At 47.1% G+C, this 24853-nt stretch carries 19 protein-coding genes and 1 tRNA gene; 10 read left to right on the top strand and 10 right to left on the bottom strand.

Features of this window, described 5'->3' with window-relative positions:
• Positions 1-2 precede the first annotated feature (2 nt).
• From FXO21_RS26390 to FXO21_RS26365, 6 genes are all read right to left on the bottom strand, one after another.
• Positions 3-488 (bottom strand): hypothetical protein, encoded by a 486-nt coding sequence (locus FXO21_RS26390; protein WP_149642894.1) that lies wholly within the window; start codon positions 486-488, stop codon positions 3-5.
• A gap of 97 nt (positions 489-585) precedes the next feature.
• Complete coding sequence (locus tag FXO21_RS26385) at positions 586-1893, bottom strand: sensor histidine kinase (protein ID WP_149642893.1); 1308 nt, start codon at positions 1891-1893, stop codon at positions 586-588.
• Positions 1894-1897: 4 nt separating this feature from the next.
• The gene (locus FXO21_RS26380; RefSeq protein WP_149642892.1) at positions 1898-2215 is read right to left on the bottom strand and encodes a circadian clock KaiB family protein; all 318 of its coding nucleotides are present in this window, start codon (positions 2213-2215) and stop codon (positions 1898-1900) included.
• On the bottom strand, positions 2212-2514 hold the full coding sequence (locus FXO21_RS26375) for a circadian clock KaiB family protein (protein ID WP_149642891.1): 303 nt from the start codon (positions 2512-2514) through the stop codon (positions 2212-2214). Before FXO21_RS26375 ends, FXO21_RS26380 begins: the two co-directional genes overlap by 4 nt.
• Positions 2515-2539: 25 nt before the next feature.
• Positions 2540-4243: a circadian clock protein KaiC gene (gene kaiC, locus FXO21_RS26370; protein WP_149642890.1), complete on the bottom strand. Its 1704-nt coding sequence runs from the start codon at positions 4241-4243 to the stop codon at positions 2540-2542.
• A gap of 107 nt (positions 4244-4350) precedes the next feature.
• Positions 4351-4743: a response regulator gene (locus FXO21_RS26365; protein WP_192579332.1), complete on the bottom strand. Its 393-nt coding sequence runs from the start codon at positions 4741-4743 to the stop codon at positions 4351-4353.
• Positions 4744-4996: 253 nt separating this feature from the next.
• Between FXO21_RS26365 and FXO21_RS26360 the strand changes: the two genes are divergently transcribed.
• The 9 genes from FXO21_RS26360 to FXO21_RS26320 all read left to right on the top strand — a co-directional run bounded on the left by FXO21_RS26360 (position 4997) and on the right by FXO21_RS26320 (position 19842).
• Positions 4997-5590 (top strand): RNA polymerase sigma factor, encoded by a 594-nt coding sequence (locus tag FXO21_RS26360; RefSeq protein WP_149642888.1) that lies wholly within the window; start codon positions 4997-4999, stop codon positions 5588-5590.
• A gap of 73 nt (positions 5591-5663) precedes the next feature.
• On the top strand, positions 5664-6689 hold the full coding sequence (locus FXO21_RS26355) for a FecR family protein (RefSeq protein ID WP_149642887.1): 1026 nt from the start codon (positions 5664-5666) through the stop codon (positions 6687-6689).
• A 124-nt stretch (positions 6690-6813) separates the two neighbouring features.
• The gene (locus FXO21_RS26350) at positions 6814-10269 is read left to right on the top strand and encodes a SusC/RagA family TonB-linked outer membrane protein (RefSeq protein WP_225865879.1); all 3456 of its coding nucleotides are present in this window, start codon (positions 6814-6816) and stop codon (positions 10267-10269) included.
• 82 nt (positions 10270-10351) lie between these two features.
• A complete protein-coding gene (locus FXO21_RS26345; RefSeq protein ID WP_149642886.1) occupies positions 10352-12184 on the top strand; it encodes a RagB/SusD family nutrient uptake outer membrane protein in 1833 nt (610 codons plus the stop codon).
• Positions 12185-12206: 22 nt separating this feature from the next.
• Positions 12207-13556, top strand: a complete 1350-nt coding sequence (locus tag FXO21_RS26340) for a Gfo/Idh/MocA family protein (protein ID WP_149642885.1) — start codon at positions 12207-12209, stop codon at positions 13554-13556.
• Between the two features lie 85 nt (positions 13557-13641).
• A complete protein-coding gene (locus FXO21_RS26335) occupies positions 13642-14952 on the top strand; it encodes a sugar MFS transporter (protein WP_149642884.1) in 1311 nt (436 codons plus the stop codon).
• A complete protein-coding gene (locus FXO21_RS26330) occupies positions 14912-15787 on the top strand; it encodes a 6-phosphogluconolactonase (protein ID WP_225865878.1) in 876 nt (291 codons plus the stop codon). Before FXO21_RS26335 ends, FXO21_RS26330 begins: the two co-directional genes overlap by 41 nt.
• A 76-nt stretch (positions 15788-15863) precedes the next feature.
• Positions 15864-19013 (top strand): PVC-type heme-binding CxxCH protein, encoded by a 3150-nt coding sequence (locus FXO21_RS26325; protein ID WP_192579331.1) that lies wholly within the window; start codon positions 15864-15866, stop codon positions 19011-19013.
• 34 nt (positions 19014-19047) lie between these two features.
• Positions 19048-19842 carry a 3-keto-disaccharide hydrolase gene (locus FXO21_RS26320; protein WP_149642881.1) on the top strand — a complete coding sequence of 265 codons (795 nt, stop codon included), beginning with the start codon at positions 19048-19050 and terminating at the stop codon, positions 19840-19842.
• A gap of 72 nt (positions 19843-19914) precedes the next feature.
• Here the strand turns inward: FXO21_RS26320 and FXO21_RS26315 are convergent.
• Together FXO21_RS26315 and FXO21_RS26310 are read right to left on the bottom strand one after the other, a co-directional pair.
• A tRNA-Thr gene (locus tag FXO21_RS26315) sits at positions 19915-19987 on the bottom strand.
• A gap of 110 nt (positions 19988-20097) precedes the next feature.
• Positions 20098-22002, bottom strand: coding sequence for a DUF349 domain-containing protein (locus FXO21_RS26310; protein ID WP_149642880.1), 1905 nt, complete (start codon positions 22000-22002; stop codon positions 20098-20100).
• A 104-nt stretch (positions 22003-22106) separates the two neighbouring features.
• On the opposite strand from FXO21_RS26310, the gene pdxH reads away from it, so the two are divergent.
• Positions 22107-22748, top strand: a complete 642-nt coding sequence (gene pdxH / locus FXO21_RS26305) for a pyridoxamine 5'-phosphate oxidase (RefSeq protein ID WP_149642879.1) — start codon at positions 22107-22109, stop codon at positions 22746-22748.
• A gap of 56 nt (positions 22749-22804) precedes the next feature.
• Here the strand turns inward: pdxH and FXO21_RS26300 are convergent, their stop codons facing one another.
• Together FXO21_RS26300 and FXO21_RS26295 are read right to left on the bottom strand one after the other, a co-directional pair.
• A complete protein-coding gene (locus tag FXO21_RS26300) occupies positions 22805-24085 on the bottom strand; it encodes a citrate synthase (protein ID WP_149642878.1) in 1281 nt (426 codons plus the stop codon).
• A 309-nt stretch (positions 24086-24394) separates the two neighbouring features.
• Positions 24395-24853, bottom strand: a complete 459-nt coding sequence (locus FXO21_RS26295) for a hypothetical protein (protein ID WP_192579330.1) — start codon at positions 24851-24853, stop codon at positions 24395-24397.

Here is a 24853-nt window from a genome sequence, read left to right as displayed (position 1 = left end):
AGTTAATTCAGTGAGTCTTTTTCGGCCCGAAACCGAACGATGTAATAGTAGCGCGCTATATAGGTGATCCAGAAGCCTGCGAAGCTCAGTGATAAAATTGCGGTGAATGTGTTTTCCATCTGGTATTTACCTGAAAAATAGAAAAAACAATACAGCAGGCCTGCAACCAGCAGTTGCGATAGGATTGCGAACTGGATAGATTCCAGTCTGATCTTGTAGAAAAATTCGTCCCGCTCCTTTGAAAGAAAAAAGAACAATAGTCCCAAAACCATCAGGGCAATCGAGGTGTATTCCAGAATTATGTTTTTCTGCCAGAAATCGGAAGGGTAGGGATAGGATCCGTCGGACAGGGTGTCGCCGGGTAACAGGAGCCGGTATACATTGATCAGTCCTTCCTGACTGGCCACGGCCAAACCAACCATGCCGACTGCGATCATCAGCAGGCCGTTTCTTTTAAATGCACTGGGAAATAAGAGTAATTTGTCCATAGCTGCATGTTTAAATTAAGTTTTTCAAATGTAATCTAAACGTTTCTTAATGTCAACTATGCATTACATTTTACCTCAAAATTTTTTGCTTTAACGATCAGAAGCTGATCTCTGGTGAAGTACGCCTCTCCTGACGAACAGGCAGGCAGATCGTAAACCGTGCGCCTTCACCTTCTTTACTTTCCACGGAAATAGTGCCATTATGTTTATCCAGGATTTTCTTGGTGATCGCGAGGCCGATACCGGAGCCTTCGTATTTTTCCTTGGTATTCAATCTTTCGAACAAAGAGAATATCCTTTCCTGATAGGCCTTGTCAAAGCCGATTCCATTGTCAGAAATGACGATATTGCAAACTGCGTTGTGATCAGCAGATGCTGTCTGTAATTCATGATTGGCTTCCCATGCAATTTCTATTACCGGTGGCTTGTCCTGTTTTGAAAACTTGATGGAATTACTGATCAGATTCTGAAACACCTGTTTGATCTGTGCGCGGTTGGCTTCAATGAGCGGGAATTCGTCGATTTTGACCTTAACGTTCTTTTCGTTCACGAGTATTTCATAATCTTCGAGAACTTCATTAATTATCTCTTTCAGATTGACCTGCTCAAAATTACCTGCTTCGGTAGACAGCCGGGAATAATTAAGAATATCAGAAATCATCGTCCGCATTCGGTGTGAAGAGGTAATGATCTTTTCCAAATGCTTCTGGCTTTCGACCGGCAATTCGGCCTCATGCTTGTTTTTGAGCATTGTAGAAAATATAAGTATTTTTCGCAACGGCTCCTGAAGATCGTGAGAAGCGACAGACGCGAATTGCTGCAGGTCGTAATTACTTGCTTCAAGTTCTCCGTTTATTTCTTCCAGCCGCCTGTTATTTTCTTTGAGCAGATGCTGAACGTTTTTTTGAAAGGTAAGATCGGTGACGATAATACTTAGCGACGGGCCTTCATCCAACTGCAAGGTGTTGACAGACAATTGGCAGGGAATGAGTATGTTATTTTTTTTGATAGCCAGCTCCGTTTTCGAGTCTTGTTTCCAGCCATCGTTGAATAAGTGCTTATAGGCAGCGGTTGCGCTTTCGGCTACAAAATTCTCAAACGGGGAGCCTACTACCTTTGAAAGCGGCGCGTCCACCATGGTTGCGAACATGGAATTGGAATACAGGATAATGCCTTCTTCATTCAAAGTGACGGCTCCCTCATTCATCTTCTCGATAAAAACGCGGTAGGTCTGATCGGCCGTTTTGAGCGTGTATAGCTGAAGTCCCTGGTCCCCGTCATTGACCACCAAAGCATCCACCTGGCCCGTCCGAATGGCCGTGATGGTGTCTGTGGCTTCTTCCAGCCGCATTGTAAGCTCCTGGTTCTCTCTGATCAGTTCATCGTAAGTCTTCACTATACTCATCTCATTATTGGGGAATTCCGAGCCCTTTCAAAACTTTCGCCGTGTCCGACATATCTCCTATGAGCCTTCTTTCTGGAAGCGGACTTATCTTCACCAGTAACGGTAGCGCGATAAGCTGTTCTTTTTCAGCAATTGATCTTTGCTGATGTACATCTACGATTTCCAGTGTATATTGATCCCTGATGTATCGTTCACAAATTTCTTTCAAATTAATAACCGCGCGGACCGAATTGGCTGACGCACCGGTAATGAACAACCGGAGCCTGTAATGGTTGGCCGCTTCGCTTTCCGCTTCGAGAAACTGTTGTGACGACTCGCTCATTCGATTTTAGCGGCTGGGCGGATATTAAGTCCTACCAGCACTTTTTCCTCATTTGACAGGTCTCCAATAATTTTGCGTATTGGTTCCGGTACCTTTTTTACCAGCGTTGGTATTGCCAGGATCTGATCGCCTTCCGCTAATTGCGGTTGAACAAGCAGGTCAATGACCTCTATCACGTACTTATCCTTGAGGTGTTCTTCACAATATCTTTTCAGATTGGTAAGAGCAGTCACCGAGCGGGCTGTTTTTCCCGCAACATAGAGCCTGAGCTCCCATAATTCTTCCTTTTGTACTTCCATATCGATTGGTAATGAAGGAGTTAGGCTAGTCGTCACGCTTGCGGGTAATTTCTTGCCGGTTGTCTTCCATGATGTTTTTTTTCAGCTCCTCTTCTATATAGCTTTTGTTCAGATCTTCCTGTAAGGATTCGAACTCTTCTTTCAGGGAGGCAATTTTTGATTCGAGGACAAACCTTTTGCGTTCTATCTCGCGATCTTTTCTGGATACTGCGTGGTCGCGCAATGCTACGGTTGTTTTTTCAAGAAGCTGTTGTGTTTCCCGCGCCGAGCCTGTCAATACGCCCTCGGGGCCCAGGAACACATCCACCAGTTTGAGTCCCTGGTCAGATATGACAAACTCGCGTACCTGGTTTGAATGCTTCATGCCTCGTGACTTCATTACATATAAACCCCGGTTGCGTTCCCCGTTGAACTCAATGTCACGCACGAGTAGCCAGGCGTCCACAAGTGAAGAAATACCTTCATCGGACTGCTCGGTTTTATTTTCATTGTATGCTAGGGCAGTAAACAGAACGGTGACTTCGGCAGCCTGCAAATAATCGATTAACCGGGTAAGCAGACTTTTTACCTCACTGGCAGAGCCTACTGTGATCAGATTAGTGATGGGGTCCAGCACCACCGCCGCCGGTTGGAACTTGTCGATGAGTTTAGTCATCGCAAGCAGGTGCATTTCAAGTCCGTTCAGGGTAGGCCGGGAAGCGCTGAACAGCAGTACCCCACTATCCAAATGCTTTTGAAGATCGATATTGATCGAGCGCATATTACGGACTATTTGCTGCGGAGATTCTTCGAAAGCGAAATAAATGCATCGCTGCCCATTTTTGCAGGCCTCATTAATGAAGCTGCCTGCAATGCTGGTTTTACCCGTTCCCGCAGTACCCGACACCAATATGCTGCTGCCTTTGAAAAAACCTTCACCGCCGAGCATTTTATCCAGGGCCGGAATTCCGGAAGAGATCCTTTCCGAGGAGACTGGATTGTTAAGCCCGAGAGAAGTAACCGGCAGCACTGAAATACCTTCTTCGTCGATCAGGAATGGATATTCATTTGTTCCGTGAACTGAACCCCTGTATTTAATAATACGGAGGATACGCGTCGAAATCTTGTTTTCTACACGATGGTCAAGCAGGATTACACAATCAGAAACGTATTCCTCGAGTCCCTGGCGTGTCAAAGAAGCTTCTCCTTTTTCACCTGTGATAATCGCCGTAACGCCTTTTTCTTTCAGCCACTCGAACAACCGGCGTAACTCCGCACGAAGGATTGCCTGATTGTTAAGACCTGAAAAAAGACTTTCAATAGTGTCTAAAACCACACGTTTCGCACCTATGCTATCGATTGCGTAGCCTAATCGGATAAAAAGCCCATCGAGATTATACTCACCTGTTTCTTCAATTTCACTTCGTTCGATGTGTACGTGGTCGAGCTTGATCAGTTTGTCTGCCTGTAATTGCTGAAGGTCGTAGCCGAGCGATGCGACATTTACAGTTAGTTCTTCCGACTTTTCTTCAAATGCCACGAAAACACCGGGCTCGTTGTAAAGCTTAGCGCCGTGAACAAGAAATTCCATTGAAAAAAGCGTCTTTCCCGAGCCTGCCGCTCCGCATATCAGGGTAGGTCTGCCGCTGGGTAAGCCGCCCGCCGTGATTTCATCTAAACCACGGATCCCTGTTGGGGATTTTTGAAGAACTGTGAGCGTATGTTTTGAATTGGAGGATTCGATACTCATCTTGAAAATAATGTCAATGCTGTTCCGTACATTTTTTAGTTAAAGGTTTGGATAAAAATATCATGCCCACGTTTCCGGATACAAACTTTGGGGGCCAATAGGAACAGTCAGGATAGAAACTGCTTATTCAGAAAGTTTATCAGGTCAATAAATTCCTCGAAAGTGTTGGGTTTGGGCATAAAACTTTGAACGCCAGCCTTATACGCCTTATCTAGAAGATCCTGGCTCGGGGATGTAGAAATCATCACTACGGGCACGGACGCAATTCGCTGCATGGCTTTTATTTCCGAAATAGTTTCCAGGCCGTTCATTTTGGGCATGTTCATGTCGAGGATAATAAGCGAAATAGCGAGCGTTGAATGGCTGAGCAAGGCGATCAGTTCTGCACCGTTTTCGGCTTCTATTAATTTTATGCTCAGGCCGGAGGATATGATGGCTTGCTTTATGAAATAACGGTCGTCGCTGTCATCATCAGCTAAGAGCACTATCTTCTCACTCATTGAGGCTGGGTTAGGTGGTGCCGCAAAAATCAACAAATAACGAATACCATCAAAGTGCGCTATCAGGGAAGCACAATAATTCCGCAGCCTGCATAGCGATGAGAAAAGGCCCTGCATGCTCAGCAATATGTTGTCCACCCGGCTGCGGGAATAATATGTATTGAGTATGAGGAATGTAGGTGGTATCTTTTTTAACTTTATCAGTACTTCCCAGCAGAGCAGGAATTTAACACACTAATGTAATCCGGACAATATGAATTTCTCAGACGATAATACACAGGAGAAATTATTGATTGAGCGCCTTCGCGAAGGTGATCACCTGGCGTTCCGGAATATTTATGACAAGTATGCTGATGCTTTGCTGAAAAGACTTTTGAGATTGACCAAAGCCGGGCCTGTCGCGGAAGATTTGTTGCAGGAAACTTTTGTGAAATTGTGGGAAAAGCGTCAGACCATTGACCCGGAGCTATCAATAAAACCTTGGCTATATAAAGTAGCCGAAAATCTCGTCTTCCAGTTTTACCGCGAATTGGCGCGGGACAAGCGATTACAACAGCAGGTATCTGATTGGTACATGAAAGAAGAACTCGTCGCCTTCGAAGAGGCTATCTTTTCCCGTGAAAAGCAAAATCTGGTTCAAAAAGCCATACAGCAGCTTCCGCCAAAACGGCGGCAAGTGTTCAATCTCTGCAAATTACAGGGACAGAGCTATGAAGAAGCTGCAATTATTTTGGGCATTTCTCCTTCCACCGTAAGCAATCATCTGATCAAAGCGAATGCCAGTGTGCGCTTGTACCTCAGTCAGCATAAAGATTCCATTTTCAGCCTGTTATCTATTTTTGTTTAAATTTTTTCAAATTTTTTTACAACACGAGTAGTGTCTTTTTAAACGCTGTGCATATAGGGAGAAAAAGAGCATTTTGAAAAGTTCCAAAAGCATACACGACCTGTTCCCCAGCTTTCTGGACGGCACATTGATGCCGGCAGAATTAGGCCGGCTTTTTCATCATTTTGAGGTGGCGGATGAGCAGGAGTTACGAAAATTGATTGAGGAAGCAATGAGGGGCGCACAGGAAGCCGATCAGCTAACCGACCTGCCGGAGCATCCGCATCTGGATGCCATTTACGACAGGATCGACAGGCGTTTAGGCAGGGAAGTGGAACTTGCTGCAGCTCCCCGCAAAATGCTTCTTCCCCGATTATTTAAATACGCAGCCAGTATTTTATTGGTGATCGGTGTGGCCTGGACGCTTCTCACGATGCTGGATCCTTTTGGAAATGAAGTCCAATGGAGCAAGGTCACAACCGGATATCAGCGAAAGAAACTTGTCTTGCCCGACGGGACCGGCATCTGGCTGGCACCACAGAGTACTTTCGAATACCCGCAGGAATTCACCGGAGGTAAGCGCTCTGTCAGATTGAATGGTGAGGCCTTTTTTGAGGTAATTAAGGATACAAAACGTCCATTTACGATACAATCCGGCTCTTTAACGACCCGTGTGCTTGGCACCTCATTTAACATAAATGCCTATCAGGCCGAACGGTCAGCTACGGTTACGGTCCTGACAGGAAAGGTTTCTGTGGCTGCCGAGAGCATACCTTCCGGGGACTTAAATCTATTACCCTTTCAGCAAGCCCTGTTTCAGTCAGATTCTCAAAAAATTAGCCTGCGGGAGTATCCCGACGCGAATGAATTGCTACGGCGACGTGAAGGGCATATTCGCTATGCAGGGACTGGATTGGCAGATATAATCAGAGACATACAAAAAATAGCCCCTTACCAGATCGTCGCAACAGGTGATCTTGCCAACTGTGTATTTTACGGGGAAATGAAGGCTGGCGACGATCCGGTCGCATTTTTAGAAAACGTTTGTCGTGTCAACAATTTAACCCTCAAAAAGCAAAATGAAACCCTAACCGTCACTGGTAAAGGCTGCGGGAGGTAGCCGGAACCAAAAAATGCCCCTCCTCATCGCCAAACAAGAAAGGGGCACCAGTTAACTGATTTTAAACTGACAATGGCCAGAGAAGCCGCTGAGTTTGTATGTAACAACTAACACAGGTAAATCTATGTATTTAAATCTATCAGTCAAAACGGTCTTTGCAGTGGCAACGACTATGAAGTGGCTTGCTGTGCTATTTTTGCTCCTGACCGTCACCGCATTCTCGCCAGATGCACAGCCAGTGGGTGAACAGGAAATTCTGGACCGGGAGATCTCTGTGAAATTTCAGGCCGTTCCTTTAAAAGCAGTACTGGAGGAGCTAGCCGGCAAAACGGGATTTCGGTTCATGTACGGAGGGGAAGTGGTTAAAAGCGGGTCACTGGTGACCTTTACGGCCAGCCGCAAACCGCTTAGATTCATACTGGACGAAATTTTCAAGCTGACAAAGTTCAATTATGTCGTAGAGGACAGGAAGATCCTCATCTTACAAAACCAGGCGTCGGCTGCAACAAAGTCTCTGATCGCCGGGAGGAATGTGTCCTCAGCGGCCGGCCAGCCTGCTGTAGATGCTGAAATTACGTTGACCGGGAAAGTAACGGACGCAAATGGTCAGGCCCTGACCGGGGTAAATGTGATGGTAAAAGGTACGACCCAGGGAACCAGTACCGATGAAAACGGCGCATTTACGTTGAAATTAGAAGATGCCGAACATTGGCTGGTTTTTTCCTTCGTTGGTTTTCAGACCAGGGAAATCGAACTAAAAGCCCAGACACGCCTTGAAATTATCTTGCAGGATGCCGATAAAACGCTGGAAGAGATCGTCGTGGTTGGTTATGGCACGCAGAAGAAACGCGACCTTACCGGAGCTATATCCCAGATCAGCGCTGCCAGGCTTGAAAATGAGAACCCAGCCTCCGTTCAGGATATTCTGAGAGGCAATGCTGCCGGACTTAATGTCGGCTATTCTACTTCTGCCAAGCCTGCAAGCTCGTTGCAGGTTCGTGGAAACAATACATTGAATGCAAACGGAGACCCGTTGATCGTTTTGGACGGTATTATTTATTACGGGCAGCTACTCGATATCAACCCAAATGATATTCAGACTATTGACGTGTTGAAAGATGCCAGTTCGGCTGCTGTGTACGGTGCCAAGGCCGCAAACGGGGTGATCCTGATTACTACCAAAAGCGGGCAAAGCGGGAAGGCGCTGATCACATTCAATGTCAATACCGGAATAACGACACTTGCCAATCACCAAAGGCTGTATAACGCCAACGATTTTCTCGCTTTCCGTGCGGATGTCCAGCGTAGCATGAATGCAAATCAAAACCCGCTCAAATATACCAATCCGGCATCCCTGCCCGCTTCTATGTCGGTGGATGAATGGCTGGCATTGGACGGTTCTACGGGAGATCCGACGACTGCTTGGCTAAACCGCCTGAACCTGAACCAGGTAGAAATTGATAACTACGGCGCCGGGCGTTCCATCGACTGGTACAAAAAGGTATTTCAAAAAGGGGTTCAGAAAGACTACACGGTTAGTATATCCGGGAAAAACGACGACATTTCTTACTATGTATCGCTAGGTTACCTGGATAATGAGGGCATAGTGGTCGGTGATAAGTACCGGACTTTCCGGTCGCGGCTAAACCTGGATGCCCGTATCGCGAAATTTCTTAAAGTAGGGATCAATACCCAGTTCAGTAACCGCGACGACGGTTATGTGCCCGTTACCTGGAACTACATGGTAAATGCGTCTCCCTGGGGTTCTGAATTTGATGATAAAGGGAACCTGAGGCTTAGCCCCCAGGATGATCAGATTGCGCTGAACCCCGGGTTGGCGCGGACCTATACCAATCGTTTTAGTGCCAATAACACGCTAATCAGTACACTCTATTCTGTGATTTCTCTGCCTTTCGGCATTACTTTTCAGACTAACTTTTCTCCCCGACTGGAAGGTTACCGTTATTTCAATCACCAATCTGCCAAAAGCCCGCAGTGGGCGCAGGCCGGCGGTTATGCGCAGAGAGAGCAGATGGATATCTATAACTGGCAGATCGACAACCTTATCAAATGGAAAAAAACTTTCAAGTCGCACGAACTGGATGTCACGCTCCTGGCAAATATGGAAAAGTACCAAAGCTGGCAGGACAAGATCGAGAACAACGATTTTGATCCGAGCGATCTGCTGGGCTACCATAACATTGGAGGAGGCGGCAACCCTATTGTCACCAGTAATGACGAATATGGAACGGCGGACGCTTTGATGGCGCGCGTATTCTATTCATTCAAAAGTAGGTATATGCTTACGCTTTCACTCCGGCGCGATGGCTATTCTGCTTTTGGCCAGAAGAACCCGAGAGCTACTTTCCCCGCTGCGGCTTTGGGTTGGGTTGTGAGCGATGAAAAGTTCTTTGGTTCTCCCTGGCTTGATTATCTGAAACTGAGATTGTCTTATGGTTTGAATGGCAACCGGGATATCGGGCGCTATGTAGCGATTTCAGATCTTGTGACCGGAAAATATCTCCATGTATCTCCCACAGGCACGCTCAATCAGGTTTCCATGCTTTATGTGAACCGCATGAGTAATGATAACCTGCAATGGGAAAAAAAGTCTTCACTCAATTTCGGCTTTGACTTTAACATGTTCCGAAACAGGATCAGCGGAAGCATGGAAGCCTATACCATGTCAAGCACGAATTTGCTGGTGCAGCGGTCTCTGCCCGATGTTACCGGCTTTAAATCGGTGTGGGACAATCTGGGCGAATTGCAAAACAGGGGAATTGAATTGAATCTGACTTCCGTGAATATTAACAGGCCGCTTTTCTCCTGGAATTCCACCCTGAATGTCTCCGTAAACCGCAACAAAATCGTGAGCCTGTATGGAGACAAGGAAAATATCCTGGACGCACAGGGCAACGTGACAGGCACCCGCGAACCCAACGATATTACCAATAAATGGTTTATCGGTCAGCCACTGGATGTGATCTGGGATATCAAAGTACTGGGAGTGTATCAGGAAAGCGAAGCGGAACTTGCCAAAAAATATGGGGTCAAGCCAGGCGATTTCAAATTACAGGATGTGAACGAGGATGGAAAATATACAGACGCGGACAGGCAGTTTCTGGGATACACCCAACCGCGGTTGAGATGGACCTTCCGGAATGAGTTTCGATTGCTGAAGCGGTTCGACGTGTCTTTCATGATGTATTCCTACTGGGGCCACAAGGGTGCATTCAACACTGCTAAAAACCAGAATGGCTATATGGACAGGGTCAATGCCTATTCGCAGCCATACTGGACCCCGGCGAATGCGATCAATGATTACGCGCGCCTTTCTTCAAGTGACGGAAGTGCTTCGTATAGTGTTTACCGTGATAAGTCGTTCATCCGGCTTGAAAATATATCCGTTGCCTACAATCTTCCGGCTGCCTGGGCCGGGAAACTGGCCCTCAAAAATGCCAAAGCCTATTTTAGTATGAGAAACGCTGCAGTTTACGGACGGAACTGGAATTTTTGGGATCCCGAAAGCAGTGCCCCGACGCCCAGGATTGCGACGCTGGGCCTGACCTTGACATTGTAATTATTGCACTGGCTTTTTTACAACAAAACTGAGCGGGCCAATTGCCTGCAACATTCAAAACCCGGTTTTTTAATCAATGACTATGAAAAGATACATTCTCATTTCGACCTGGGCTACCGGGCTAATCCTGATGGCCGGATGCAGCACCGACTTTCTCCAGCCCAAACCGCTATCCTTCTTTTCGCCCGAAACTACATTTTCAGACGCCGAGGCTTTGCGGGCGGGCCTGGTGTCCTGCGAAAGCCTGCTAAGAGAAGAGTGGCTGGGTACTGGCTCTCCGATTACCACACAGCTGGTCTTCTCGGAAGTGGCAGTGGAAGGTACCACCGATGCCGCCAAACCGTCGCAAAACCTGAATTTGCAAATCACACCGGACGCAGACCTAAACAATTCGGCGACAACGCGGATAGGATGGTTTTGGCAAAAATATTATGAAGGAATCCGCTACGCCAACACGGTCATCAGCCGCATTGATCAACCCAAGTATGCATCGGAAGCAGAAAGAAACGCGATCCTGGGGACTGCCTATTTTCATCGTGCTTACCGGTATTATGGACTTTGCCACGAGTTCGGCGATGTGCCGCTCGAACTGAAAGAAAGGACAGATACCAAACTGGATTACTATTCGACCAAGAGGGAAGTGATCCTGAAAAAGATGAAAGAGGACCTTGAATTCGCGGAGGAATGGGTAAAAGACGATGTTGACAAGGGAACGGTGACCAAAGCTGCTGTTAGCCACTTATTGACAAAGGTGAACCTCGCGCTGGGCTTATTTGACGACGCCATTGCATCTGCCAGTAAGGTGATCGACGGCGGAAAATATAGTTTGATGACCACGCGCTTTGGTATTGACAAGAATAATGCTGCTAAAAACATAACCTGGGATCTGCACCGTCCTGAGAACAAAGCTTTACCGGAAAACCAGGAGGGCATCATGCTTGTCATCGATCGCCGCAACGTGGCCGGAAACTACACGGGCAGTAATGGTAGCGACCTGATGTACAATGCGGTACCCTTATGGTGGAATGGTATCCTGACGCCAAATGGAAACAGGGGCACATTGGATAAGGCAGGTATCGAAATAGATCAGGTAACATCTAACGGACGGGGAGTCGGAAAGGCAAGATCCACCTGGTATACCACACATACGATTTGGGGTAGCGGTGAAAAAGATGACTATCGTCACGCGCCGGGCAACTGGATGCGGATCCAAGACCTGGTATACAATCATCCCAACCTGAAAACGATTGGGGATCCCTATTACGGAAAGCCGATTCAGATGTTTAGCAGTGCTGGCGTTTTGTTATGCAGTGATACCATTCGGAATTGGTACGAGTGGCCTCAGTACAAACTTTTTATTCCCGACCTCGACCGTACACCGGCATTTGGCGGAAGAACGGACTGGTATGTATTCAGGGTTGCAGAAACCTTTCTTTTGCGTGCAGAAGCTCGTTTCTGGAAAGGAGAGCTCACGCTGGCAGCGGAAGATTTAAACCAGGTCAGGCTGCGGGCAAATGCCAAAGCACTTAATGCCGCTCAGGTCAATATCGGTACCATTTTGGACGAGAGAGCGCGGGAGCTGTATTACGAAGAGCACCGGAAAGTAGAACTGACGCGCATTGCCTATATTCTGGCCATGACAGGTAAAACTGCCTATAACGGCAAAACATACTCTCTGGCTAATTTTTCGGAGAAAAACTTCTGGTATGACCGGATCATGGAGAAGACGGAGTTCTACAACAAAGGGGCGGTAACGCGTTATGGGAATCCCTACACGATGAGTGCCTATCACGTGCTCTGGCCGGTACCTTCCAGCGCCATCAGCGGCAATAGCAGGGGCGTGATCAATCAGAATGCGGGATATGCGGGTTTCGAAAAGAATGTGCCTGCACTTACAACAGTCATTGATGAATAATCGAAAAATGAATCGGGAAAATATGAATACGAACAAAAGTACTCGCAGGACGTTCATCAAGAACAGCATAGCCGGTTCGGCTGCGCTATCTATCGGAGGGATTTTACCACAATTCAGTCCCAGAAGCTATGGAAATATTATCGGTGCCAATGAAAGGGTAAATGTTGGTATTATGGGGGTTAACAACCGTGGGAGGGCGCTCGCAAAGAATTTTGCCGGCCAGCCCAACAGCCGCGTCATTCATATTTCGGATGTTGATACAAGGGCAGCGGCCCGGTCGATTGAAGAAGTAAATAAAATACAGGAAGTAAAACCTGCCGATACCCCTGATTTTAGAAAATCGCTGGAAGATAAGCAGATGGATGCGCTGGTGATCGCCGCACCTGACTTTTGGCATGCGCAAGCCTCCATAATGGCACTGAAAGCGGGCAAACACGTTTATGTCGAAAAACCATGCAGCTATGATCCTAACGAAGGGGAGCTGCTGGTTCAGGCTTCCAAAAAATACAAAGGAGTAATACAAATGGGCAATCAAAGACGATCCTGGCCCAATATTATCAAGGCGATTCAGGAACTTCATGCCGGTGTGATTGGCCGCGTTTACTTTGGAAAGGGTTGGTATGCCAATACCCGTCAGGACATCGGAAAGGGGAAAGAGGCAGCGGTACCTTCCTGGCTCAATTATGATCTCTGGCAGGGCCCGGTTCCCCGCAGGCCATACCGCGACAATCTGGTGCACTATAACTGGCATTGGTTCTGGCACTGGGGTACCGGAGAGGCTGTCGGGAACGGAGTACATATGCTGGATATGCTCCGCTGGGGGATGGGCGTTTCATACCCTGTACGCGTGACATCGGCCGGCGGTCGCTACCGTTATAAGGACGATTGGGAAACACCCGACACGCAGATAATCACCTGGGAGTTTGACAATAAAAGCAGCATAGTTTGGGAGGCCAGAAGCTGCAATGGTCATGGCGTGGACGATATTGGGGTTGGTGTTACTTTTTATGGTGAGGACGGTTCGCTTACCATCAATGGAAATGGCTATACCATTTTCGATGTTAAGGGTAAAGCGATTAAAGAGATTAAGGAAGATAGTAATATGAACCTGCTCGACCCTACAAATCCTTCGCAGAACCTGGATTCTATACATTTCCAAAACTTTTTCGAGGCCATCAAAACGGGCGCGCCTCTGAACGCGGATATTCCGAACGGGCACATCAGCACATTACTTTGTCAGCTCGGCAACATTGCCTGGCGGACAGGTGACATGTTACTCACCGATCCCAAGAACGGTCATATCCTCAATAGTACCAACGGCAAAAAGCTCTGGGCGCGGCAGTATGAGCCTGGCTGGGAACTGTCAGTTTAGTTTAGCCTTTCCGCCCAGATGATAACACAATAGTGGTCCGTAGTCCCTGCGGATCGACATTTCCGGTTCTTGTAAGCGATATTTTATGCAGAGCATTCCATTAGCAGCATTGACGAAATCACAGATAACCCGTTCCATTTTTGTAATCGGGAGCCTGTTCTTTGTATTCGGCTTTGTAACGTGGATCAATGCTATCCTGATCCCGTACTTCAAGATCGCGTGTGAACTCACGAACTTCCAATCCTACCTGGTTGCATTCGCGTTTTATATTTCTTACTTCGTTATGTCAGTACCGGCTTCATTTCTTTTGAAAAAAGTGGGCTTTAAAAACGGTATGCTGTTAGGTTTTCTGGCGATGGCGACCGGCGCGTTTATTTTTCTTCCCGCTGCCTACACCCGGACTTACGGTCTTTTCCTTGTCGGATTATTCACGATAGGAACAGGTCTAGCGGTTTTGCAATCTGCTGCCAATCCTTATATTACTTTACTGGGTCCCAAAGAGCGTGCGGCGCAACGGATCAGCATCATGGGTATCTGTAATAAAGGTGCCGGAATAATGGCTCCTCTGGTATTCTCTTTCTTTTTGCTGCGACCAGAAGATAACGATGTCATTGCGCATCTGAGCGAACTGACGGCAGGCGACAGAAATACTTTCCTCGATCAACTGGTTAGGAGGGTTATGTTGCCCTACTCGTGTCTGGGTGTCGTTTTAGTCGCGTTGGGTGCACTGGTGAAATTTTCGCCGCTACCGGAAATTGATACAGATCATGATGCGTCTCAGAGTTACCGGGACGGTGCGGGAAAGACCACTATCTGGCAGTTTCCTCACCTGATTCTTGGCGCAGTTGCCATCTTCACGCATGTCGGTACACATGTGATTGCCATCGATACCGTCATCGGTTACGCCGGCTCAATGGGGATTCCGCTGACAGAAGCTCGTCCATTTCCGTCGTTCACGCTCTTTGCTACCATGGTGGGCTATATCGCGGGCATCATCCTGATTCCGCGGTTTATCAGCCAGCTCCACATGTTCCGGCTCTGCACTTTGTTGGGTACTTCGTTTTCAGTCGGTATTTTGCTTGCGAGGGCGAATGTGACCTTACTTGGCTATCATGCCGATGTGTCTCTTTGGCTGGTCGTATTGCTTGGACTTGCAAATTCGCTGATCTGGGCTGGTATCTGGCCGCTTGCCCTTGATAATCTCGGTAAATTCACCAAGCTCGGGGCCTCTATTCTGATCATGGGACTATGCGGGCAGGCCGTCATGCCGCTGATTTATGGGTACCTGGCCGATTTACACGATCACCGGTCGGCGTATGTGATCCTTCTGCCGTGCTACATTTATCTTATTTTTTATGCTTTCAGAGGCTACCGAATACGTAGCTGGAAATCCTAACCGTACAACAGAAAAAAGTAATTTAACCAGTTCATTTTTGCATATGATGACCTTAAAAAGAGAACTTCTCGACATTACAATTTTTCCGGACCGACGGGCACTTGGGACGGCAGCGGCGCTGCGGATCTCGGCGACTATAAAGCAACTCCTTGAAGAGAAGGAATGTATTAATATGGTTTTTGGTGCGGCTCCTTCCCAGGATGAAACCCTTAATGCGCTCGCCAATGACGTCTCCATTGACTGGTCGCGCATTCGTGCTTTTCATATGGATGAATATGTAGGTCTTTCTCCTGACGCTCCCCAGCTTTTCAGTACTTATCTTCGAAATCACTTGTTCGACAAGGTAAATTTGCGAGACGCGTTCTTGATAAATGGAAGTGAGCTTGACCCCGCACTGGAATGTAAGCGCTATGCTGAGCTCCTCGAAAAATATCCTGCTGATATTGTTTGTCTCGGCATCGGAGAAAACACGCATATTGCATTCAATGATCCGCATGTAGCAGATTTTTTTGATAGGGATTTGGTCAAAATAGTCGATATGGACGTGCAATGCCGCTTACAGCAGGTGAATGATGGATGTTTCTCCTCGTTTGATGATGTACCGAAACAAGCGATAACGCTGACAGTACCTTCCCTGTTCCGTGCCACATACGCGTTTTGTATGGTTCCGGGTGTAAGAAAGGCAAGGGCAGTGTTGCTTACGCTGACAGCGCCGGAGATCACGAGTGAGTATCCTGCATCTATTCTTCGCGCTCATCCCAATGCTTCACTCTTTCTCGATGCGGACAGCGCAAGTCAGATTGCAGAAGTATATGAAGGGGTATTTGGGTTATAACCGTTTGAAACGGAAAAAAGAAGTCCTTCATTAAATTTTCAGCTCCATAAACATGCAGCAAATAAACTCAACATCTGTGAACAGAAATATTGAAATGTGCTACAAGTGGCTGTATCGCATCTCGCTTGTTTCACTCCAAATTCTTTTTATTAATTCCACTGCCAGAAGGCCCACCGAAGAAGCAGGCTTGATTGTGCCCGAAGGTTTCGTCATTGAAAAGGTAGTTGAAACCGGACTGCTGTCGTATCCCATGCTGGCCAGTTTTGACCCGGACGGCAGGCTGTTCGTATTTGAGTCTACGGGGCCTAATACGATGGGCTCGGAAGAAATGCTTAAAAAACCTTCATACCAGGTACGGCTGCTGGAAGATACAGATCAGGATGGGAAGTTTGACAAAGGTACGATTTACGCCGACGGCATTCCGTTTCCAAAAGGAGGCGTGTTTTATCAGGGAAGCCTGTATGTGGCGGAAGCCCCGAACCTTGCGAGGTATACGGATATCGATGGGGATGGTGTTTCGGATAAAAAGGAAATCATTCTTTCCGGCTGGAACTTTCACTCAAACGGTGCCACATTAAGCGGGCCATTTTTAGGTCCCGACGGCTGGCTTTATCTTACCGATGCGCGCAGAGGGTTTAATATTAAAACTAGGGAAGGAACCATATTGAGCGGAAAAGCTACCAGGATATGGCGATGCCGTCCGGATGGCACCGGGCTGGAAGCCCTGGCCGGTGGAGGGTTTGACAATTCGATCGAACTGGCTTTTATGCCTTCTGGTGAGACCATTGGCACAATGACCTATTTCATAAACCCGCAGGACGGGCAACGCGACGCCATTATGCATTGGGTGGAAGGAGGGACCTATCCCAAGCCTAATCCGGTAATCGCCGAAGATCAACTGAAATTAACGGGCGACCTGATGCCCGTCATGACAAAGCTGGCGCGGGTAGCCCCTTCAGGTATCATGCGATACCGGGGCAAGGCTTGGGGCATGACCTACCAAGATAATTTATTCACCGCAGAGTTTAATACCGGGCGGATCATGCGGTATATCGTTGAAAAGGATGGCTCAACATTCAAGACCACGAACGAAGTCTTTCTAACATCCTCGTTCCCTGATTCACATCCTACGGACGTTCTTCAGGATGGCGATGGCAGCATGCTGGTGGTTGTAACCGGGGGATGGTTCAGTGAAGGATGTCCGCTTTCAAGGGTCGCCAAACCTGATTTGAAGGGCGGTATTTACAGGATCCGTAAAATTGGCGCTCCAAAAGTATCCGATCCCTATGGCAAGGGCCTCGATCTGGAAAACTTGTCTCCTGAGAACCTGGTGCGCTACCTGACAGATTTCAGGCCTGCTGTGCGGGATAAGGTGGCGAACTTATTAATTGAGAAAGGGAGTGCATCAGTACCAGCAATATTAAAAATTTTGCCAACAATAGCAGACGCCGAGCTAAGAGCTGCGGCGTTGTTCGCACTTTCAAGAATCAATTCGGAGGATGCACGAAACGGTGTTCGCAATGCCCTGCATGATAAAAGTGCAGTTGTCCGGATAGCTGCTGCCCGTGCTTTGGGGCTGGCGACAGATAAAAAGGCTGTTGAAAAGCTTTGCGAAATGGTGAAAAGCGATTCCATCCACGTCCGGCGCCAGGCAGCCACAGCCCTGGGCCAGATCGGTGATTCCAAAGCAGTTGAAGCATTGTTACACGCTTCGGGTGGAGAAAATGACAGGGTCTTGAACCACGCTATCATTCACGCTCTGATCATACTCAAAGAGCCGTCGCAGGTAATTTCTGCTTTGACGAACCCGTCCCAGAAAGTAAGGGCCGCCGCCATGATCGCCCTGGATCAAATGGATGGCTCCCCGCTGACGAAGGAGCAGATAGCACCGGCACTTGCCAGTAAGGATTCGCTTGTACGGAACACCGGTATCTGGGTCGCCGCGCACCATCCCGAATGGACCGATCTTGTTGTTGATTTTTTGGAAAAAACGGTTCGCCGGAATGACATTACTAATGTGGAAATGGCTTCCATGCAGGATATCATGTTTACGTTCATTAAAGAGCCGCGGTTGCAAAGCTTCATTACCGAGCAACTGAGCAACCCCGGCGTGCCGGAAGCACGCAAAAAGCTGATACTCGATGTTATTGATAAATGTGCACTGAAAGAACTGCCTGATTCATGGATTAAGGGAATAGGTCAGCTACTTTATAGCAGAGAACCTTCCCTGCGGTCCCGTGTTTTTGCACTAATAGAATCGAGGCGGATTAACGCCTTAAAAAATAATCTAGATCAGCTCATATCCGATCCTAAACTATCGCCAGATATTAGGCTTAAAGCGTTAAGTGCGAGGGTTATAACTTTACCGCAGCTTTCAGACAATGAGTTTGACTTACTGATGAAATGTCTTGGGCCGGAAAATAATTCTCCGCTAAGACAGCGGGCGGTTCGCGTCCTGGGTTATACGGAACCTACGGATTTTCAACTTCTCAGAATCGCCCAGGTTCAGATTCCACACGCAGATCCTTTCCTTTTGCCCGGACTAATGCAGGTATTCGAAGGCAGCGCCAGTGAGCAAGTAGGAAATGCACTGGTTACCGGAATGGAAGCAGGTATTGGCCGGTTGGACAATGTTTCAGAACAGGATTTACAACGCCTGCTGAAAACTTTTCCTGCCTCCGTGCATAGCCGCTCTGAACCCTTGATGGCCAGGATCCGCGCAAAAAATTCCGAGCGTTTATCCCATTTAAAGCAACTAGAGTCAAAGCTCAAAGGGGGAGATGTGGGGGAGGGGCGCAAGCTGTTTTTTGGAAAAGCTTCCTGCTATTTATGCCACTCCGTTGGTCCGGAAGGAGGGCGCTTCGGTCCTGACCTTACCAATATTGGGGAAATACGCTCGAAGCATGACATGCTTGAGGCCATTGTGTATCCCAGCGCCAGCTTTGCAAGAGAATATGAAACATTCAGGGTTGTGACCAATACTACGGCTTATGTAGGTATTATCAAAGAAGAGCTTCCCGATGTAATCGTGCTTGAAGTAGGCCCTGCTCCCGGTCTAAGAATCGCCAGGTCTGAAATAAAATCCATTGAACCGCACACCACATCCATGATGCCCCCGGGTCTCGACCAGACATTGACAATCTCAGAAATGGCCAATCTGACGGCATTTTTGGAAGCCTTGCCTTACCGCATTGACAGGATGCTAAAAAACAAGGAAAACAGATAGGTTGAGCCCACACCCCAGCTTTGTAAAACACGACATGAGAAAACTATTTTTTCTGAGTTTAATAATTGCCCTGAGCACTTGTCATACCCTCACTTTTGCGCAGAAAAAGCAACCGGAAGAGATTCCGCTTTTTGACGGCAATAGCTTAGACGGCTGGTATTCCTTTATATCAAAGAGAGGTAAGGACAACGATATCAAAAGTGTATTCTCTGTTAAAAATGGGCTAATCCACGTTTCCGGGGAAGAGTACGGCAGTATCGTTACGAACAATGAATATGAGAACTATAAGCTACTGTTAGAGTTCAAATGGGGTGAAAAAACCTATGCTCCAAGGATAGACCGCGCACGGGACAGCGGCTTGCTGGTTCACTCGACGGGGCCTGACGGGGGGTACCGCGGGATTTGGATGCGTTCCATTGAATGCCAGATCATAGAAGGTGGTACCGGAGATTTGCTGGTCGTCGGCGATGGCAGTGACTCCTATGCAATTACTGCTACGATAGCTAAAAAAACTGGTACAGCGAATGTTTTTATACCTGGCGGTGAGCCGCTGACCGTTCATAGCGGACGGATCGACTGGTTTGGCCGGGACCCGGAATGGCGCGATGAGAAAGGGTTTCGCGGCCGGAATGATCTTGAAAACCCTTTGGGAGAATGGAACACAATTGAATGTATAGCCAGGGACGATTCTGTGAGCATCTATCTGAACGGCACACTGGTGAATCAGGCAACTGCCGTGAAACCTTCCAGAGGTCGTATTCAGCTTCAATCCGAGGGGGCTGAAATGTTCGTGAGAAAGGTATCGCTCTTTGCGTTGGACCCGCGCTGAAATTGATTACTTATTCAACGTTGGTGAATAAAAAAAGAGTTAGCTAAATTAGCTAACTCTTTGACTTTCAAGAGCCCCCAGTCGGGATCGAACCAACGACCTACTGATTACAAGTCAGTTGCTCTACCAGCTGAGCTATGGAGGCTTTTATTTTATGATTGCGGTTTCTTATTCCGTTATCATGGTGCAAAAGTAGCCTCAGAGATTATATAAAGCAATATTTTGCGATAATTTTTTCTAAAATTTTTGAAGGTTTCAGATAGCTTCCTGAATAATAGAGAGTTGGTGTTTCAGCTCTTCCAGCTGCCCGAGCGCACTGTTGATCTTTCTGTCGAACTCTGCTTTCAACCTGTCAGAAGTTTTGGACTTGGCGAAGAACTCAATGTTATTTTGCCACAACGCAATGTCGTTTTCAAGCTGCGTGATCTTGCGCCGGATATCGCTCTCCTTCCGGTACAGGTTCCGTGTGTTTTCTCCATCCCTTACCAATTCCACTTCACTTTCCAGCACTGCCTGCTCTTTTTCTTTGGTTGAAAGCTGACCAATAGCGCCTACGTAAGTGTTAATTGCCGCGATATACCGTTTTTGAACTGACTGCATATCTTTTTTGGGAACAAAGCCGATCGAGCTCCATTCGCTCTTAAACGCATTGAGCAAGTTTAGTGAAGATTCATCTTTGCCTTTTGCTGCGGCTTCAATCCGTTCGATCAGATCTATCTTACGCGCCAGATTGCCTTCAAATTCTTCCTCTACTTCCTTGTTTTTTGCACGTTTCTGGTCGAAATAGCCGTCACAGGCCTTTTTAAAGCGATCATAAATCGTGTCTTTATATTTCTCAGGGACCTGACCGATCCCTTTCCATCTCTTTTGTAATTCAATTACTTTTTGCGTGGTGGCAGGATTATCCTCACCGGTGGCAAGAAGCGCTTCAACCTCCGTGCAAAGCTGCGTTTTCAGTTCAAGGTTCTGCTCTCTTTTCGATTCAAGCTGGCGGAAAAATTCTCCTTTGTTATTAAAGAAGGTTTTCAATGCAGCCCAGAATTTCTTGCTAAGATCTTTGCCTTCCTCACGGGGCATAATGCCTTTCAACGCAACCCACTGATCCTGGTAAGCCATGATTTCTTTCGTCTTGGCATTCCATTCCTTAATGCTGCCGGAGTTGTATGTGGTAAACGGAACAATGGCGTCGTAGATCGCCAGCTTCTGTTCGTAGTTCTCCTGCATGGACTTTTTTTGCTCGGCAAACTGGCCCCGCTGCGCGTCATAAAGTACGTCCAGCGCTTCTTTAAAGCGCTGCCAGAGCTTTTCCTGTTCCTCTTTCGGGGCAGGTCCGAGGTGTTTGTAATCTTCGAAAATATGGTTGGCTTCGTTCAGGATTTCCTTGGTCATCGGACGGTTCTCCAACGATTTACCCAGTTCCTCTACTTTCTCGCACAGCTCAGCCTTTAATTCTGCGTTGCGTCGTCTGTCGAGTTCTTTTAATTCGAAGTAGATATTCCTGTTGCTGAAATAACGGTCGATCAGTGCATTGTAGGTTGCCCATAATGTTCCGTTATGAGGGGAAGCGATATTGCCTGCGGCTTTCCATTCCTCCTGTATTTTCTTAAATTCTTCCCAGCTTGATTTCAACCCGGACGCGTCGGTTTCACGCCCTCCTTCTTCTTCAAGCAAGCCGCGTAAGCGTTGAAGCAAAGCGGTCTTTACATTGAAGTTTTTCTCTTTCTCTTTCTCCTGAGATTGATAGTAAGAGTTTTTCAGCCCTTTTATTTCTCTGCTCAGGGAATCAATTTTCTGGGTATCCGCATCATACTTATATTCGAAACCTTCCTCACCACCATTGTCAGCAATATAGGACTGAAGTGCAGTTTCTCTTTCCTTCAATTTGATCTGATCGAGTACCGGACGTATTTCCCGTGAAACCGTTTCTGCCTTTTTCAGCAAAGCAGGTTTAGCACCTTCTTCCCGAATTGCTGACAGCTCATTTTCTAATATGCCGATCAGCTGTTCCTTCGATAATTGGGTGTAATCAACGTCTGGCGCAACCTCCTCATGCTCTTCCGTTAACTCATTGTTAAGATCAATTTCAAGGGTGTCAACCGCCTTTTGTGCAAGGTCTTCCTGCTCCTCGCTTTTGACCCCTTCTTGTTGTTCTTGTGCCATCGTGATTCTTGTTTCGTAAGTACGTCTTCTCGAATTACAAATCTAACAATCTTTCCCTTGAAATGGCTACTTTTGACTTCTCAACATTGACATATTAGTACCAAATGGACCATAATATTGCCAAAATTCGTCACGATTATCATTTAAAAGGTCTCAGTGAGGCTGATCTGAAAGCGGATCCATTGAAACAGTTCAGGTTATGGTTTGATGAAGCTGTGGAAGCAGGTATTTCCGAAGCCAATGCAATGCTGCTTAGCACGGTTTCAAATGGTAGACCGTCGGCACGTGTGGTGTTGCTGAAAGATCTTGACGAACAGGGTTTTTCCTTCTTTACAAACTACCGTAGCAGGAAGGGGAGGGATATGGAAGAGAACAGCCAGGTCGCGCTTACTTTCTTTTGGAAGGAATTTGAAAGACAGGTCAGAATTGAAGGTGCTGCGGTGAAAACAAGTGAGGAAGAATCGTCGGAATATTTCGCTGTCCGGCCACGTGGAAGCCAGATCGGTGCCTGGGTTTCGGATCAAAGTGAGGTGATACCTGACAGGGAGTTTCTAGAGGGAAAAACCAAAGATTTTGAGACAAAATTTGAAGGGCAGACGGTATCGCGGCCACCGCACTGGGGAGGCTACCGCGTAATCCCGGATTTTATAGAATTCTGGCAGGGAAGGCCCAGTCGGCTGCATGACAGGCTGGCCTATACGAAAAGTGAAGGTAACGTTTGGAAGATCGAAAGGCTATCACCATAAAAAAGGCAGGACCCCTAAAAGCGTGTGGTCCTGCCTGAAATTTAAATTTAATAATCTTACCGCTCGCTCATTGCTACGAAGTCCCTTTTTGGGGCGCCTACGTAGATCTGACGGGGACGGCCGATCGGTTCCTTGTTGGTCCTCATTTCTTTCCACTGTGCGATCCAACCCGGAAGGCGGCCTATTGCAAACATTACGGTAAACATATTGGTAGGAATACCCAGCGCGCGGTAAATGATACCTGAGTAGAAATCTACATTCGGGTATAGCTTGCGGCTTACGAAATATTCGTCTTCAAGGGCTGCTTTTTCAAGTTTCTGAGCAATTTCCAGAACCGGATCGTTAATGCCCAACTTATTCAATACATCGTCGGCGGCTTTCTTAATGATGCGCGCGCGCGGGTCGAAGTTTTTATAAACACGGTGACCGAAGCCAAACAGGCGGAAACCGCTGGTTTTGTCTTTGGCCATATCGATATACTTCTGGGTATCGCCACCGTCGTTCTTGATCGCTTCCAGCATTTCGATCACTTCCTGGTTGGCGCCTCCATGAAGCGGGCCCCACAATGCGCTGATACCGGCAGAGATCGATGAGTATATATTAGCATGGGAAGAACCAACCAATCTGACAGTTGAAGTGGAGCAGTTCTGTTCGTGATCTGCATGCAGGATCAACAGTTTATTCAGTGCAGCCGATACTACCGGATCCACATTGTATTTCGCTACCGGCAGCGAGAACATCATGTTCAAAAAGTTGGAACAGTAGTCCAGGTCGTTTTGAGGATAATTTACCGGATGTCCCTGTGACTTTTTGTAAGACCAGGTTGCGATGGTAGGCAATTTTGAAAGCAGGCGTATGATATGCAGCTGCGTAACTTCCTCACCATTTTGCTCAGAATCGGGGTAAAAAGAGCTCATTGCACTCACCAGCGACGACAAAACGCCCATCGGGTGCGCATTGACCGGGAAACCCTCGAAAATCTTGCGCATATCTTCATTGACCAGTGTATGCGTCCGGATCTCGTGTTCAAAATCTGCAAATTGCTTTTCGGTAGGCAGTTCCCCATAAATAAGGAGATATGCAACTTCCAGGAATGATGCCTTTTCGGCCAAATCTTCTATCGAATATCCTCTGTAATTCAGTATACCTTCTTCGCCATCCAGAAAAGTAATGGCACTTTTTGTTGCACCGGTGTTTTTGTAGCCGGCATCAATCGTAATATACCCTGTCTGGTCACGCAACTTCGCAATATCTATCGCCTTTTCCTGCTCACTTCCTTCAATTACCGGGAATTCAAACTTCTTACCATCAAGGGTTAATTCAGCTATTTGGGACATACAATTAAGAATAAAATTAAAAAGGTTAATGACGGGACAGGTCCAAATCAGGTCAACGCTTTGCAAAGATTTAGCTTGACAACGATTTACTTATCCAACAAATTAATTTTGTGTTAAACAGCTCCGGAATAGGCGATTTCCTCGTCCGGGACAAGCCGCAATATCTTAAAAAACGGCGTATTTTCTATTATTATCCATGTTTTATTTGTGAAAAATCAAGTCTTGAACAATAATATTTCATAATAGAATGGAATAATACCATATTGTACTGCCTTGCCCCGCCCAGTTCCAAAATCGCTCTAAAACTTCTCAGATTTGCCGACTGTCCGGCACCTTCGGCACATCCAAATCCGCGTTAATCAGACCAGGTTCCAATACCCTTTTGAAAAAGTAACGACTGAAAATGCCGATCAAAATCGCCGGCAGCAAATGTGCGCCATAAATAAATGCCTTGCCCGTAAGCCGGTACGAAAATGACGAAAAGCTCACATAGATATATATAAACCAGGCTACTGCAACCACTTCCAAAACCAAGAAAAATACGATTGCCGCTTTTTTTCCGAGAAACCGGTAGGCCAACTCGCAGAGCGCAAGCGAAATCCCAACCGCCAGCATCACCGTGAGCAATGCCCTGGGAAAATTTCGGATATAAATGTGTTTGTAAATAAAAATACCTATCCTGCCGATCAGGTTCGGGTGAGCCAGCAGGTAGGCGTCTGTGACGGTCAGTACCAATAATAACAGCAGGCTGCTTAATTTTTTGTTCAT

This window comes from Dyadobacter sp. UC 10 (assembly GCF_008369915.1).
GTDB lineage: Bacteria > Bacteroidota > Bacteroidia > Cytophagales > Spirosomataceae > Dyadobacter.
The sequence above is the reverse complement of the archived record's forward strand: the minus strand, read 5'-3'. Positions and strand labels throughout refer to the sequence as shown.

Bases quoted from the DNA above. Each gene is read 5' to 3' on its own strand.
- FXO21_RS26310 (WP_149642880.1), bottom strand. From the start codon at position 22,002: ATGGCACAAGAACAACAAGAAGGGGTCAAAAGCGAGGAGCAGGAAGAC.
- FXO21_RS26300 (WP_149642878.1), bottom strand. From the start codon at position 24,085: ATGTCCCAAATAGCTGAATTAACCCTTGATGGTAAGAAGTTTGAATTC.
- pdxH (WP_149642879.1), top strand. From the start codon at position 22,107: ATGGACCATAATATTGCCAAAATTCGTCACGATTATCATTTAAAAGGT.
- FXO21_RS26350 (WP_225865879.1), top strand. From the start codon at position 6,814: ATGTATTTAAATCTATCAGTCAAAACGGTCTTTGCAGTGGCAACGACT.
- FXO21_RS26340 (WP_149642885.1), top strand. From the start codon at position 12,207: ATGAATACGAACAAAAGTACTCGCAGGACGTTCATCAAGAACAGCATA.
- FXO21_RS26345 (WP_149642886.1), top strand. From the start codon at position 10,352: ATGAAAAGATACATTCTCATTTCGACCTGGGCTACCGGGCTAATCCTG.
- FXO21_RS26330 (WP_225865878.1), top strand. From the start codon at position 14,912: ATGCTTTCAGAGGCTACCGAATACGTAGCTGGAAATCCTAACCGTACA.
- FXO21_RS26365 (WP_192579332.1), bottom strand. From the start codon at position 4,743: ATGAGTGAGAAGATAGTGCTCTTAGCTGATGATGACAGCGACGACCGT.
- FXO21_RS26380 (WP_149642892.1), bottom strand. From the start codon at position 2,215: ATGAGCGAGTCGTCACAACAGTTTCTCGAAGCGGAAAGCGAAGCGGCC.
- FXO21_RS26295 (WP_192579330.1), bottom strand. From the start codon at position 24,853: ATGAACAAAAAATTAAGCAGCCTGCTGTTATTATTGGTACTGACCGTC.
- FXO21_RS26375 (WP_149642891.1), bottom strand. From the start codon at position 2,514: ATGGAAGTACAAAAGGAAGAATTATGGGAGCTCAGGCTCTATGTTGCG.
- FXO21_RS26320 (WP_149642881.1), top strand. From the start codon at position 19,048: ATGAGAAAACTATTTTTTCTGAGTTTAATAATTGCCCTGAGCACTTGT.
- kaiC (WP_149642890.1), bottom strand. From the start codon at position 4,243: ATGAGTATCGAATCCTCCAATTCAAAACATACGCTCACAGTTCTTCAA.
- FXO21_RS26360 (WP_149642888.1), top strand. From the start codon at position 4,997: ATGAATTTCTCAGACGATAATACACAGGAGAAATTATTGATTGAGCGC.
- FXO21_RS26335 (WP_149642884.1), top strand. From the start codon at position 13,642: ATGCAGAGCATTCCATTAGCAGCATTGACGAAATCACAGATAACCCGT.
- FXO21_RS26385 (WP_149642893.1), bottom strand. From the start codon at position 1,893: ATGAGTATAGTGAAGACTTACGATGAACTGATCAGAGAGAACCAGGAG.
- FXO21_RS26390 (WP_149642894.1), bottom strand. From the start codon at position 488: ATGGACAAATTACTCTTATTTCCCAGTGCATTTAAAAGAAACGGCCTG.